Origin of the sequence: Amycolatopsis bullii, from assembly GCF_014654205.1 — a bacterium.
Lineage (GTDB): Bacteria > Actinomycetota > Actinomycetes > Mycobacteriales > Pseudonocardiaceae > Amycolatopsis > Amycolatopsis plumensis.
The window spans coordinates 71518-84421 of record NZ_BNAW01000042.1; the positions used below are offsets into that span (position 1 = coordinate 71518).

Annotated in this window: 12 protein-coding genes; 2 read left to right on the forward strand and 10 right to left on the reverse strand. The window is 72.6% G+C overall.

The window, feature by feature from the left end; genetic code table 11:
• Genes IE317_RS33550 through IE317_RS33585 form a run of 8 tightly spaced genes read right to left on the reverse strand, consistent with a single transcriptional unit; the run spans position 1 to position 9479 of the window.
• Positions 1-984 (reverse strand): ABC transporter permease, encoded by a 984-nt coding sequence (locus IE317_RS33550; RefSeq protein WP_191315386.1) that lies wholly within the window; start codon positions 982-984, stop codon positions 1-3.
• Positions 981-2573: an ABC transporter substrate-binding protein gene (locus IE317_RS33555; protein WP_191315387.1), complete on the reverse strand. Its 1593-nt coding sequence runs from the start codon at positions 2571-2573 to the stop codon at positions 981-983. Before IE317_RS33555 ends, IE317_RS33550 begins: the two co-directional genes overlap by 4 nt.
• Entirely contained in the window at positions 2570-3460 is an 891-nt protein-coding gene (locus tag IE317_RS33560; RefSeq protein WP_191315388.1) for a serine hydrolase, read from the reverse strand. Before IE317_RS33560 ends, IE317_RS33555 begins: the two co-directional genes overlap by 4 nt.
• On the reverse strand, positions 3457-4842 hold the full coding sequence (locus IE317_RS33565) for a serine hydrolase domain-containing protein (protein WP_191315389.1): 1386 nt from the start codon (positions 4840-4842) through the stop codon (positions 3457-3459). The genes IE317_RS33560 and IE317_RS33565 overlap by 4 nt, the downstream gene beginning before the upstream one ends.
• 17 nt (positions 4843-4859) lie before the next feature.
• A complete protein-coding gene (gene menC, locus IE317_RS33570) occupies positions 4860-5963 on the reverse strand; it encodes an o-succinylbenzoate synthase (RefSeq protein ID WP_191315390.1) in 1104 nt (367 codons plus the stop codon).
• Positions 5960-6850 carry a GNAT family N-acetyltransferase gene (locus tag IE317_RS33575; protein WP_191315391.1) on the reverse strand — a complete coding sequence of 297 codons (891 nt, stop codon included), beginning with the start codon at positions 6848-6850 and terminating at the stop codon, positions 5960-5962. Before IE317_RS33575 ends, menC begins: the two co-directional genes overlap by 4 nt.
• Before the next feature lie 23 nt (positions 6851-6873).
• Entirely contained in the window at positions 6874-7995 is a 1122-nt protein-coding gene (locus IE317_RS33580) for a M20 family metallopeptidase (RefSeq protein ID WP_191315392.1), read from the reverse strand.
• Positions 7992-9479 carry an amidohydrolase family protein gene (locus IE317_RS33585; protein WP_191315393.1) on the reverse strand — a complete coding sequence of 496 codons (1488 nt, stop codon included), beginning with the start codon at positions 9477-9479 and terminating at the stop codon, positions 7992-7994. Before IE317_RS33585 ends, IE317_RS33580 begins: the two co-directional genes overlap by 4 nt.
• Positions 9480-9804: 325 nt before the next feature.
• On the opposite strand from IE317_RS33585, the gene IE317_RS33590 reads away from it, so the two are divergent.
• Both IE317_RS33590 and IE317_RS33595 read left to right on the forward strand, forming a co-directional pair.
• Positions 9805-10206, forward strand: a complete 402-nt coding sequence (locus IE317_RS33590; protein ID WP_229903046.1) for a DUF6010 family protein — start codon at positions 9805-9807, stop codon at positions 10204-10206.
• Entirely contained in the window at positions 10203-10403 is a 201-nt protein-coding gene (locus tag IE317_RS33595) for a hypothetical protein (RefSeq protein WP_191315394.1), read from the forward strand. The genes IE317_RS33590 and IE317_RS33595 overlap by 4 nt, the downstream gene beginning before the upstream one ends.
• A 43-nt stretch (positions 10404-10446) precedes the next feature.
• Here the strand turns inward: IE317_RS33595 and IE317_RS33600 are convergent, their stop codons facing one another.
• Both IE317_RS33600 and IE317_RS33605 read right to left on the reverse strand, forming a co-directional pair.
• Complete coding sequence (locus IE317_RS33600) at positions 10447-11694, reverse strand: hypothetical protein (protein WP_229903047.1); 1248 nt, start codon at positions 11692-11694, stop codon at positions 10447-10449.
• Between the two features lie 99 nt (positions 11695-11793).
• Positions 11794-12648, reverse strand: coding sequence for an NmrA family NAD(P)-binding protein (locus IE317_RS33605; protein ID WP_191315395.1), 855 nt, complete (start codon positions 12646-12648; stop codon positions 11794-11796).
• Positions 12649-12904: the final 256 nt, after the last annotated feature.

Sequence of the window (12904 nt, forward strand, 5' to 3'; positions counted from 1 at the left end):
TCACGCCTCCCGGATGGCCGAGCGCGGGTCGAGCAGCCCGAGCGCGACGTCGACGAGCAGGTTCACCAGCAGCACGCCGACGCCGTAGACCAGCACGATCCCCTGCACCAGCGGGTAGTCCTTCTGCAGGATCGACTGGACGATCGTCGAGCCGAGGCCGGGCCAGGCGAACACGTTCTCGACCAGGACCGTGCCCGCGACCAGCCCGGTCAGCATCAGGCCGCCCAGGGTCAGCGTCGCGGTCAGCGCGTTCGGCAGCGCGTGCCGGAGGTAGACCAGCCGGGCGGGCAGCCGCTTCGCCCGCGCGGTGCGGACGAAGTCGGCGCCGAGCACCGCGAGGAGCTCGATCCGGAGCATCCGCGCGAGCACCGCCGACGGCCCGGCCGCGAGGGCCGCGACCGGCAGCACGTACGCGCTCGCGTCGTCGCCGCCGGCCACCGGGAACCAGCCGAGGCCGACCGCGAACAGCGCCACCAGCGCGACCGCCACCAGGAACTCCGGGATGGCCCCGAGGAAGACGCTCACCGACGTGAAGGCCAGCTCGCCGCCCCGGCGCCGGCCGCCGCGGGTCAGCACCGCGAAGACCACGCCGACCGGGATCGCGACGGCCACCACGACCGCGAAAGCCAGGATCGCCAGCTGGAGGGTGGCCGGCAGCCGGTCGCCTATCACCTGCGTGACCGGCTGGCCGCTCGTCATCGACGTTCCGAAGTCGCCGGTGACCAGGCCGCGCAGGTAGTGCCCGTACTGCACCCACAGCGGGTCGTCGAGGCCGAGCTCGACCCGCTTCGCCCGGACCAGTTCGGCCGGGGCGGTCATCCCGAGCGCGGCCCGCACGGGGTCGCCCGGGACCAGGTGGATCATCAGGAAGGCCGCCGTGACCAGCGCCCACAGCGAGACGGCGAACCGGGTCAGCCGCCGTGCGGCGAACGCCGGCCATCCGCCGCCGCGCAGCCGCGCGGGTGCCGCGGCCACCGTGGTCATCGCGCGTACATCCGGATCGACGACGGCGTGACGCTGCCCTGGCTGACCTCGAACCGCGAACCGCTCGCGTAGTACGGCACGACGGAGTCGATGTAGGGAACGACGTCGACGTGCTTGACCAACGCGGTCTCCGCAGCCTGCCAGGCGGGGCAGCTGGCCGCACCGGCCATCGCGGCCGCCTGCTTCACGTTCTGCTCGTACTCGGGGTTGGCGATGTGCCCGAAGTTGGTCCCCTCCGGCGCCGCCGGGCCGGACGCGAACGGCACCAGCTGGCTGGGCAGGGTGAGGCCGAGCGGCCCGAGCGAGACCTCCCACTCGCCGGTGCCGAACAGCACCTGGGACAGCCCGGGGCTGTCGACGGCCTTGAGCGTGACCTCGGCACCGAGCGACTTCCACGTCTGCTGGGCCAGTTCGGCGGTGGGCGCCATCGTCGGGCCGAGCTGGGTGCCGTAGAGGACGGTGAGCGCCAGGCGCTTGCCGCCCTTGATGCGCACGCCGTCCGCGCCCGCCTTCCAGCCGGCACCGTCCAAAGCGGACGCGGCGGCCGCCGGGTCGTGATTCGGCAGGTGGCCGGTGACGGTGTCGCCCGAGCACGCTCTCGGCTCGGCGGTGACCAGGCTCTGCGACGGCTTCCCGGTGCCGTTGGTCAGCACCTTGCCGAGCTGGGCCAGGTCGAGGGCCTGGGTCAGCGCGCGGCGCACGGCCTCGTCCTGGCCGGGGCGCCCGGCGGCCTGGTTGTAGAAGATCTCCCCGAGCGGGGCGAGGAAGTCGGCGTGGAAGAGCTTGCGCGCTTCCAGGCGCTGGCGGTCCGGCCCGTTGATCTGGCTCGCGTTCACCTCGCCGGACAGCAGCAGGTTCGTCACCGTCGAGGTGTTCGGGATGACCCGGGCGACGACCTTGTCCGGCAGGCCCGGCTGCTGCGCTTTCCAGTCCCCCGGTCCCCACGTGTAGTCCTTGCGGCGGGTGAACGTGTAGTGGTCGTTCGGCACGACCTCGGTGACGGCGAACATGCCGGTGCCGCTGCCTCCGGTGGCCAGCAGCTTCCGGTCGGCCAGGCCCTTGCCGCAGACGATCGGCAGGCTGCCGACGTTGCGGAGCAGGAACGCGTCGGGCGCGCCGCTGGTGACGGTGATCGTGCGGGTGGCTTCGTCGGCCGTGGCCTTGGTGCCGGGCGCGATGGTGAGGCCGGCGAAGGGCGACTTGTTGGCGGGGTCGCCGACGAACCCGATGTTCCCGGCGACGTCGGCGGCGGTCAGCGGGCTGCCGTCCGCGCAGGTGATGCCGGGCCGCAGGGTGAACGACGCTGTCGTGTTCGTGGCGTCCCACTTCTCCGCGAGCGCGGGCAGCGGCTTGCCGTCGGGGCCGAGTTCGAGCAGGGAGTCGTAGAGGAACCGGTCGACCTGGGCGGTCACCGAAAGCACCGACATGTGCGGGTCGAGGTTGCCCGGGTCGGAGGCGATCCCGAGGGTGAACGTCTTGCCGTCGGCCAGGGTGCCACCGGACGCGCCGGCACCGCCCGGGCCCCCGCAGGCGGTGGCCACGAGGGCGAGTGCACCGGCCACGACCACCGCGGTCCGTGTCTGGGTCATGGGTTTTCCTTCCGCAGGTGGTCCACGGCGAGGCGGCCGGCCTTGCCGATCGCCGCGTCGATGGCGGGTTGCCGTTCGGCCAGGGAGTTCGCGCGGGTGAAGACCGCGACGGCGAAGCGGCGGCCGTCCGGACCGGACACGACACCGGCTTCGTTGCGGACCGACGGCAAAGTGCCGGTCTTGGCCGCGACACCGACGTCCGAAGGGAACCCGGACGACAGGCGGTGCGGCCAGATCTGCCGGGCCATCATCGACCGGACGCGCTCGCACGCCGCCGGGTCGCCGGCGCGGTCGGTCCACACCGCGTCGAGCAGCTCGGTGATCTCGCGGGGGGTCGACGACGACGTGCGCTCGGGGTCCAGCACCGCGAGCTTCCCCGTCTGCTCGGGGGTCAGGCCGGCGAACACGGCGCCGATGTCGGCGTCTTCGGGCGCCCCGACGTCGGCGAGCACGGAGGCGAACAGGTCCTCGCAGCAGCCGATCAGCCGGGTGCGGCGCAGGCCGAGGTCGGCCAGGAGGCGGTCGACGGCCTGCTGCCCGATCCGGTGGTAGACGACGTCGGTGGCGGCGTTGTCGCTCATGGTCAGCATGAACAGCGCGAGGTCGCGCCAGCTCATTTCGACGTCGTCGGCGCAGCCCGCGGTGCCGATGCCGCCGATGCGGTAGCGCCGTCCGACGCGGGTCCGGGCGGTCTCGTCCAGCCGTCCCGCCGCCACTTCGCGGGCGTAGGCGACGGCGACCGGGATCTTGAACACCGACGCCAGCACCACCGGGTCGTCCGCGCCGACGGCCACCTCCGGCCCGCCGCCGACCTCCCGGGCGTGCAGGAACCCGCGCGCGCCCGCCTGGGCGAAGACCTCGGCGATCGCCGCCTCGACCGCGCTCACGCGTCGACCCGCCGATCGGCGCGGCCGGTGTGCAGGTACAGCGCGCGGCCGGTGCCGTCGTCGCCGACGAAGGCGTGCGGCACGTACATGCCCTGCATCGGCTCGGCCAGGATCAGCGTGTCGCCGTTCAGCGCGACCAGCTCGGTCTTTTCCGGCTTGGCCAGCTCCGCGAAGATGCCCTTCGGGACGCGCTCGACCCAGACCCGGCCGTCGTCGTCCTGGCTGACCACGATGTCCGCCACCGACGACGAGTACTCGCCGACGTACCGCGAGGCGTCGAACCGCGGCGCCTTGGGGTCGGGCACCGGCGGCACCGGGAGCTCGATGCCGGTCAGCTCGCGCAGGACGTGCCGGACGACCTCGCTGTACACGGCGATTGTGTCGCCGCCGTTGGTCAGCAGGGCCACCGCGACGCCGTGTTCGGGGGCCACGCGCAGGAACGCGGACTGGCCGAGGGTGCCGCCGTCGTGGCCGATCACCGTGCCGCCGGAGGCGTCGAACAGCGACCAGCCGAGCCCCCACGCGTCGCCGAAGAGACCGAGGTCGGGCAGCTCCACCAGGCGTTCCCGCATGGCGCGGGCGCTGTCCGCGCTGAGGACGCGGGTGCCGTCGGGGCCTTCGCCGTCCCGCAGGTGCATCGCCGCGAACGTGACGAGGTCACGCGGGCGCATCGCGAGCATCGAGCCGGCCGGGGCGTTGGACGGCGCCAGCGCCCAGGTGCCCGCGGGTTCCGGGTCGGTGCCGGGCTCGGCCGTCAGGTGCCCGAGCGCGGCGCGGAACCGGATCGCCTCGTACGGGCTCGGCGCCGCGTGCGTCAGGCCGAGCGGCGTGAACAGGTGGTCCTGCAGGCATTCGTCGTAGGTCTTGCCGCGCAGCACCTCCACGAGCCGTCCAAGCACGCAGAAGGCCGCGTTGTTGTAGGAGAACATCTCGCCCGGCGGGAACAGCTGGGGCACGTCGCCGAGCGTGGCGACGTACTTCTCGATGCAGTCGGCGCCGCGGCCGGTGTCGGTGAAGATGTCGCCTTCGAAGCCGGCGGTGTGGCACATCAGCTGCCGGACGGTGATCCGGGCGGCCGCGTCCTCGTCGCCGAGCACGAACTCCGGCAGGTACTTCCGGACCGGCTGGCCGAGGTCGAGCACGCCGTCGTCGACGAGCTGCATGGCCAGCGTCGTCGTCCAGACCTTGGTGATCGAGCCGATCTGGAACAGCGAGTCGGCGTCGGCTTCGACGCCGGTGCCGGTGTTGAGCACCCCGGCGGCGTGGTCGGCGATCTCGCCGCCGGCGTACACGGCGACGGCCGCGCCGGGCACGTGGTGCTCGGCCAGCAGGGCGGGGAGCCGGGTCTGCAGCCAGGCGGAGAGCTCGGGGAGTTTCGACATGGGGACCTCTCGTTTCGCTAGGCGAGCCAGGACTTCGCGGTGGTCACCTCGGCCAGCCGCTCGGGGATCGGGGTGACGCCGAGGCCGGGCCCGGACGGCACCGGCAGCCGGCCGGCTTCGAGCACGAACGGCTCGGTGATGTCGGTGCGGTAGAACCGGTCCGACGCCGACGTGTCGCCGGGCAGGGTGAACCCGGGCAGCGACGCGAGCGCGACGTTGGCGGCCCGGCCCAGCCCGGTTTCGAGCATCCCGCCGCACCAGACCGGAATGCCGTGCGCGGCACAGACGTCGTGCACGCGCCGCGCCTCCAGGTAGCCGCCGACCCGGCTGGGCTTGATGTTGACGATCCGGCAGGCGCCGAGCCGGATCGCGTCGGCGGCCGACCGCGCCGACACGACGGTTTCGTCGAGGCAGATCGGCGTCCGGAGGTGCTTGGCGAGCTCGGCGTGGCCGAGCACGTCCTCCTCCTCCAGGGGCTGCTCGATCAGCAGCAGCCCGAACGGGTCGAGCCGTTGCAGCTGCGGGACGTCCGAGAGCGTGTACGCGGTGTTCGCGTCGACCTGCAGCAGGACGTCGTCACCGAAGTGCTCGCGGACCGCCCGCACCGGCTCGACGTCCCAGCCGGGCTCGATCTTCAGCTTGATGCGCAGGTACCCGGCGGCGAGGTAGCCGCCGACCACGGTCAGCAGCTGCGGGATCGAATCCATGATCCCGACGGAGACCCCGCACGGCACGGAGTCCTTTGTGGACCCCAGGGCGGTGCCGAAGGAGAGGCCGTGCGCGCGCAGCTCGGCGTCGAGCACGGCCATCTCCAGCGCGGCCTTGGCCATCCGGTGGCCCTTGAACTTCGCCAGCAGCGGCGCGACCTTGTTCGCCGTGAGGTCCCCGGCGGCCAGCAGCGCGGGCACGAGGAAGGCCCGCAGGACGTGCTCGACGCCGTCGGTGTACTCCGAGGAGTAGAGCGGGCCGGCCATCGCCCCGCACTCACCCCAGCCTTCGCCTTCGGTCGTCACCGCCCGCAGGACCAGCAGTTCGCGGTCGGCCTGCGTCCCGAACGACGTCCGGAACGGGGCCACCAGGGGCATCCGCACGCGGAGGACTTCGACACCGGTGAGTTTCATCGCGACTCCTTGGTGAGCACGTACCAGCCGGCCCGGTCGAATCCGGTGACCGAGGCGCCTTCGGCGAGCAGGCCGCCGAGCACCTCCCGCAGCGCGACCCGCCACGCCCGGCCCTGGTCCGGGTCGGTGCGCCGGAGCGCCTCGATGTCCGGCGGGACGGCGACCAGCACCACCGGCGCGTCCGCGGAGCCGGTCACCGGACCGGCGTCCGGGCCTGCCGACAGCGCGACCGCCGCTCCCCCGGCCCGCAGCGCCTCCGCGTCGACCCGGTCCGGCCGTCCGGCGGCGGCCGTCCGCACGGGCGGGCTCGCCAGGTCCCAGGCGACCATCAGGCGGTCGGTGTCACCGGCGCCGTTGATGCCGTCGTGCATCGGGCCGTAGAAGTCCGGCAGGTAGTGCGCCGGGCGGGCGGCGAGCTTGGTCAGGTTGAAGTGGGCGTTGCGGCGCACCAGCGGGTCGAACGTCCAGGAGATGACCCCGACGCCCTGGCGCAGCGCCCACGCCCGCTGGTGCAGCTTGAGCGCGAAGCCGATGCCGCGGCCGTGCCCGGCCGTCGCGACGCCGGCGATGTGGCTGTGCAGTCCTCCCTTCGCGGGTTCGCCGAAGAACCCGAAGCAGGCGCCGAGCAGCTCGGGGCCGTCGAACGCGCCGGCGACGTAGTTGCCCGCCGACACCATGGCCCGCAGCAGTTCGGCGGTGACCAGGGGATTTCCCGGGGCGGGGCGCCAGATCGACTCGAAGAGCCGGGACACCGCGGCCAGGTCGGCGACCTCGGCCAGGGTCCGGATCCGGACGCCCGAAGCGAGGGCGGCGCGGGCCGCGGCGGCGGTGGCCTCGTCCCGCAGCGGCGGGGCGGTGTTCGTCACGACTTCTGTCACGTCCACCATCCTTTCCGGACGCTCGCCGCCGGTCACCGTTGTCCCGCACGGGATTCTCGGGGGGTGTTCGTCGGACCGGACGAAGTCCGGCGCGCCAGCACGGTTTCGGTGAGCGCGGCGAGCAGCGCGGTCCGCCGGGGTAGCTCGGCCACGACGACGTGTTCGTCGTCGGCGTGCGCTCCCCCGCCGACCGCGCCGAGGCCGTCGAGCGTCGGAATGCCCAGCCCCGCCGTGAAGTTGCCGTCCGAGGCACCGCCGACCGCGGCCTCGGTGAGGGTCCCGGCCGCGAGTTCGTTCGCGAGCACGAACAGCTCCGAAGACGCTCCCGCGTCCAGCGGTGGGCGGTTGATGCCGCCGACGATGCGGATCGTGACCTCTTCGTGCACCGGCGCGAGGCTTCTGATGGCGCGGTCGACGCGCTCTTGTTCGGCCGCGTCCCACACCCGCACGTCGACGGCGACGCTCGCCTTGGCCGGCACGGTGTTCGTCGTGGTCCCGGCCGTCAGCGCGGTCGGCACGACGGTGGTGCCCCGGTCCGCGTCAGCGAGCGCGGCGATCGCGAGGATCTGGTGGGCGACCTCGATCCCCGCGTTGACGCCCTTTTCCGGCTCGAGCCCGGCGTGCGCGGCGCGGCCTTCGACCTCGACGCGGTACAGGGAAACGCCTTTGCGGCCCGTCTTCAGCGCGCCGCCGTCGGCCGAGGCTTCGAGCACGAACACCGCGTCGCAGCTCTTGGCTTCCGCTTCGATCAAGGGGCGGGACAGCGGCGAGCCGATTTCCTCGTCACCGGTGATGAGGATCGAAAGCCCGTCGCGGTCAGGCAGCGCGGCGGCGGCGTGCAGGGCCATCACGACCCCGGCCTTCATGTCGAAGCAGCCGGGTCCGCGCAGGATCCCGTCGCGGACTTCGCAGGGGTGCGTGCGCAGGGATCCCAGCGGCCACACGGTGTCGTGGTGGCCGAGCAGCAGGACCCGCGGCTCGCCGTCGCCGAACCGCCAGCGCAGGTGCGTGCAGCCGTCGGTGACGATCCGTTCGGGCTCGGCGCCGAGCAGGCGGCCGCCGATCCCGGCGACGACCTCGGCGCTGCGCGCGACGGCTTCGTGGTCGGCCGAAGGCGACTCGCACCGGACGAGTCTCTCGATGTCGTCGATCACCGCGGCTCACCCCGCAGCGGCTTGCCGGGCAGCGCTTCGGTGTTCAGAGTTCCGTCGCTGACCACGGGAACTCCGGAGACGTAGAGGTGCCGGACGCCCTGGGAGGGCCGGGTGGGATCGGCGTAGGTGGCGGTGTCGGTGAGGCGATCCGGGTCGAGGACGACGATGTCGGCGTCCGCTCCGGCACCGAGGTGGCCCTTGCCGCGGGCGGCGGGCGCGACGTCGTCGAGGAGCCGTGACGGCAGGTACGAGCAGCGGCGGAACGCCTCGAGCCAGCTCCAGGCGTGCGTTTCGCGGACCATCAGGCGCAGGGTCTTGGCGAAGGTACCGGCGGTGCGCGGGTGCGTCCGGCCGCCGGGTGGCAGCGGCCACTCGGTGCTTTCGCTGCGGCCGTCCGGCCAGGACACGGGCATCGCGTCACTGGCGACGACGGCGTCGGGAAAGGCGAGGGCCCGGTGCAGCAGCGCGCGTTCGCGGGGGTTGCCTTCGTCGAGGAACTCCAGCAGGCATGGTGCGCCCGGGTCGTCGCGGCGCAGCTGACGCAGACGGCCTTCGTCGCGCACGCGCTCCCCGGTCTCGAGGATGACCACACTGGACGGCCGGAGTCCCTTGAGCCGCAGGCGTTCCGGCTCGATGAAGGCGGCGCCGACCGCGGTGCTGCCCGCGCCGTACGGGTAGGCCTCGACGGTGACGCGGGAGCCCGCGCGGCGAGCGTCGTCGAGGGTGGCGAGAACGCGGTCGATGTGGTGGCCGGAGGTGCTGTTGACGTGGCAGTGGTGCATCGCGGCGCCCGTCTCCCCCGCGGCGGCGACGATCTCCTCCGAGCCGTCGACCGGGATCGCGGGGTCGGCCTCGACCAGCTCGCGAACGTGGGTGTAGGTCGGCACCCCGGCCCGCGCGGCGAGGTGGGCGACGGCCAGGAACTCCGCGGGTGCGGACTGCGGCGCGTACCCCATGAGGACGCCGATGCCGAGGGCACCTGCGGCCAGCTCCGTGTCCAGAAGCGACAGCCAGGCGGCCAGCTCGGTGGGGGTGGAGGACCGTTGCCAGGCGGGGTTGCCCAGGACGGCCAGGCCGCTGTCGATGTTCGCGTCGGGCTCGATCCCGGCCAGCACCTGCGCCCGCGCCGCGCCCCAGGAGGCGGAGAAGCCGTAGTGCAGCGGCCGCCCGGCCGCGGCGGCTTCGGCGTAGGCCCGCTCGACGGGCATCAGGCCGGCTTCGAGGTCGAGCGCGGTGGTGACGCCGTCCATCGCCTGCAGCCGCTGCCCGGCGACGGAGTGCACGTGGCTGTGCAGGTCGACGAACCCGGGCCCGACGACGAGCCCGCTGACGTCGACTTCGGTGGCTTCCGCCGTCAGGCCGGGCCCGACCGCTTCGATGGTGCCGCCGGAGAGGAGGACGTCGGCGACGCCGTCGAACCCGGTCCCCGGATCGACGACCCGGCCGCCCCGCAAGAGTGTCCGCACCCGCCGCCTCCTCGTCACCGCCCGATCGAGGTGACGTTAGGAGGATTTCCGCCGCCGCCGTTCGTACCGCGCGACGAACTCCGGCGGTCCGATCCATCCGCACGGACGAACCGACCGCCCAAGTACGCAAGCCGACCGCCCGGGTACGCAAGCCGACCGCCTGGGTACGCGAGCTGACCGTCCGGGGCGGGTGAAGATCAGGAAGCGGGAGTGACCGGGGCCAGGAGGAGGCCGGTGATCGCGTCGATGAGGCCGGTGCCCGCGTAATCGTGGCGACATCCCGGCGTTCCCTGACCATCGAGCCACTGGCCGCCCGGCCGGGAGCTTCCTACCGTCGGACCTCGTGATCGAGATCCTGGCGCCGATCCTCATCGGCCTCGCCTACGTCATGCTCAACTCGCTGATCCCGGAGCCGCATCGGCAGCGGTTCAACGCCGTGATGGTGGGCGGCGCCGGCGCGGCCTACCTCTCCGGCGGCGCGCTCGGGCCGTGGGAGGTCGCGTTCTGCGCGGTGCTGGCCTACGTCGCCTTCCGCGGGCTCGACTCGTGGACGTTCATCGGCCTCGGCTGGCTGCTGCACACCGGCTGGGACGTCGTCCACCACCTCAAGGGGCAGCCGATCCTGCCGTTCGCCCACGATTCGTCGTTCGGCTGCGCGATCTGCGACCCGGTCATCGCGATCTGGTGCTTCACCGGCGGCCGGTCCGTGTGGGCGTGGCGGGGGGTGGGTAACCGGGTGGCATGAGCGCCGATGTCGAACGCGCCGCGCACGCCTACTGCCCCCGGTGCCACCCGGATCCACGGCCCGGGGACGTCATCAAGGCCCTGTGCGGCGCCAGCCACCCCTACTTCGGCCGCCGCGACCGGCCGGTCAACACCTGTCCCGCGTGCGTGACGCTGGCTTCGGCGAACGTCTACGCGTGCGGCCACCCGGGCGCCTGAAGGCCGCCCCGGAACACTTCCCGGGGCGGCCGGCCGGCGAATGTTACGCAGGCAGCGAAGACAGCGGCACCGCGAACACCGCACGGCCGCAGGTCTGGTTCTTCGCCGTGCAGTCGGCCGTCGACCACTCGGACTGGGACCACACGAGGCCGGTCGACCAGTCGTAGGTCAGCGCCTCCGGGTGGACCGCCCAGCAGGCCGTCGTCCCGGACGCGCAGGTCGCCGAGCTGCTCTTCGCCGTCGTCTGGGACCAGAGCTGGCCGTTGATCGTCGCCGAGCTGTGGGCCACGTACCACTTGCCGTTGTTGGACAGCACGCCCTGCATGTTGCCCACCGAACTGCGCACCGCCTCGGTCGCGGCCACCGTGCCCGACGACGCCGCCAGCAGGTAGTCCGTGCCCATCGGGTAGCGGTAGAGGCGGCCGTGGAGGCTCTGGTCGGAGAAGTACTCCGTCGTCACGACGCTGGCCGGGGTGGTGCTGCGGTCCAGCGACATCGAGGAGAAGCACGGCACCGCCGTGTCGGATCCCATGTCGCAGGTGCCGCCCGCGTAGGTGTAGTAGCCGATCTGCATCATCGCGTACTTGTAGGTGTAGGCGGCGTACCCGCCCGAGGTCTTGCCGATCGAGTTCGACGTCGTGTCGGTCATCTGCAGGATGTGCTTGGTGCTGAACACGCGGATGGCGGTCGAGGTGCTGCCTTCGGCCGTCACGTAGATCTTGTCGCCGTACCAGGCCATCCCGCCCATGTGGGCCTGCGCCGCGGAGAAGCTGGTGCCGGTGCTGTTCGGCACGGCCAGGTACATCATCCGGTACGACGGCTTGGCCGGGTCGTTGTAGTTGATCGCCTGGATCCGCGCGTCGTTGTAGCGGCCGAGCGCGTCGGTGCCGTGCCAGCCGGACAGGATGATCTTGTCGTCGCCCCACTTGCCGTCGTTGTCCGCGTCGCCGGAGGTCGTGATGCCCTGCGGGCTCCACGTCGTCGTCCCGGCGCGGTCGGCGTCCCAGCACATCGCCTTGGTGGCCACCGGCGCCTTCGGCAGCGAGGCCTTTTCCGCGGCGGTACAGCCGGTCATGTCGTAGCTGGTGTCGTTGACGACGGTGTTGAGGCTGACGTTCGGCAGCGCGCCGTCCAGCGCGGTGAGCGCGGCGGCCGGCGTGGCGTGCCACACCAGGTTCTGCTTGGTCGTCGTGGTCAGCGGGTCGCTGTAGGCGGCGCCGGCCGTCCCGGGCAGCGCCAGTGCGCCGGCCGCCACGGCCAGCGCGAGCAGGATCACTTTCGGAGTTCGCATGGGGAGGAGTACGCCAGTGGGCAATCCAAAATCCGTACACCGGCCTTGTACGCCCCTTGTATCCTCGGCCGTCCATTGTGGATCCTGCTCGCGCCGGGCTCAGCGCCGGAGCGCCTCGGCCAGCACCGCCCGCAGCGGCGTCGCCGGGCGTCCGAGCAGGGTTTCGAGAGCGGACCCCGTCGTGGCGAACTCGCCGCGCCGGGCCGCGCGGAACATCCCCAGCAACAGCTCCGCCCGCGCCGCCGGCACCCCGTGCCCGGCCAGCCCGGCCGCCCACTCGTCGTCGGCAACCACCACCCGCCGGACGGGCCGCCCGGCCAACTCGGTCAGCAGGGCGGCGACGCCCTCGAGGTCCACCGCCACCGGCGCGGTCAGCGGCGGCGTCGGCCCGTCGAACCGGCCCTCCTCCGCGAGGATGACCGCCGCGGCTTCGGCGAGGTCGGCGTGCGCGGTCCAGGACACCGGCCCGTCGGCCGGGGCGGCCAGCTCGCCGGTCTCCAGCGCCCCACCCAGCAGCAGCGGCACGGTGCTCGCGTAGAACCCGTTGCGCAGAGCGGTGAACGGCACCCCTTCGAGCCGGCGCTCGGTCGCGGCGTGGTCGACCATGGGCGCGAACAGCGAATCGGCGGCCGCACCCTGGTGACTGGTGTAGAGAACCCGCTTCACCCCCGCTTCGCGCGCGGCTTCGATCGCCGAGACGTGGTGGGCAACGGCGGCCTCACCGGTCTCGTCCGTCGAAACGACGAGCACCTGCGCCGCCCCCTCGAACGCCTCGGCGAGCGAACCCGGATCGGCGAAGTCCCCGCGCCGGACCCGGACGCCTCTGTCGGCAAGCCCGGCGGCGCGGCTCGGCTCCCGGACACTGACCCCGATCTCGGCCGCCGGAACCCGCTCGAGCAGCCGGTCGACGATCCGCGACCCGAGCTGCCCGCTTGCGCCGGTGATGACGATCATGACGTAACCCTCTCTCGAAGTGTTCACACTGATACTAGCGAAGTTATCATCAGTGATACCAGGTCTGGGTTACCGCTGGAATCAGGTGGCTCCCCTAGTCAAGGAGCTGGGTGGTCATCCCGTCGCCTGAGGCCGTCACATCACTTTGAGCCGGGCCCGCAACCCACAGGCCAACGCGAGGGGACAGCGCAAGCTTGCGGGCCCGGCTCAAAGTGATAGGCCTCGTTCAGGCGACGGGATGACCACCCAGCGGCCC

Bases quoted from the DNA above. Each gene is read 5' to 3' on its own strand.
- IE317_RS33565 (WP_191315389.1), bottom strand. From the start codon at position 4,842: ATGTCGAAACTCCCCGAGCTCTCCGCCTGGCTGCAGACCCGGCTCCCC.
- IE317_RS33600 (WP_229903047.1), bottom strand. From the start codon at position 11,694: ATGCGAACTCCGAAAGTGATCCTGCTCGCGCTGGCCGTGGCGGCCGGC.
- menC (WP_191315390.1), bottom strand. From the start codon at position 5,963: ATGAAACTCACCGGTGTCGAAGTCCTCCGCGTGCGGATGCCCCTGGTG.
- IE317_RS33575 (WP_191315391.1), bottom strand. From the start codon at position 6,850: ATGGTGGACGTGACAGAAGTCGTGACGAACACCGCCCCGCCGCTGCGG.
- IE317_RS33555 (WP_191315387.1), bottom strand. From the start codon at position 2,573: ATGACCCAGACACGGACCGCGGTGGTCGTGGCCGGTGCACTCGCCCTC.
- IE317_RS33595 (WP_191315394.1), top strand. From the start codon at position 10,203: ATGAGCGCCGATGTCGAACGCGCCGCGCACGCCTACTGCCCCCGGTGC.
- IE317_RS33550 (WP_191315386.1), bottom strand. From the start codon at position 984: ATGACCACGGTGGCCGCGGCACCCGCGCGGCTGCGCGGCGGCGGATGG.
- IE317_RS33605 (WP_191315395.1), bottom strand. From the start codon at position 12,648: ATGATCGTCATCACCGGCGCAAGCGGGCAGCTCGGGTCGCGGATCGTC.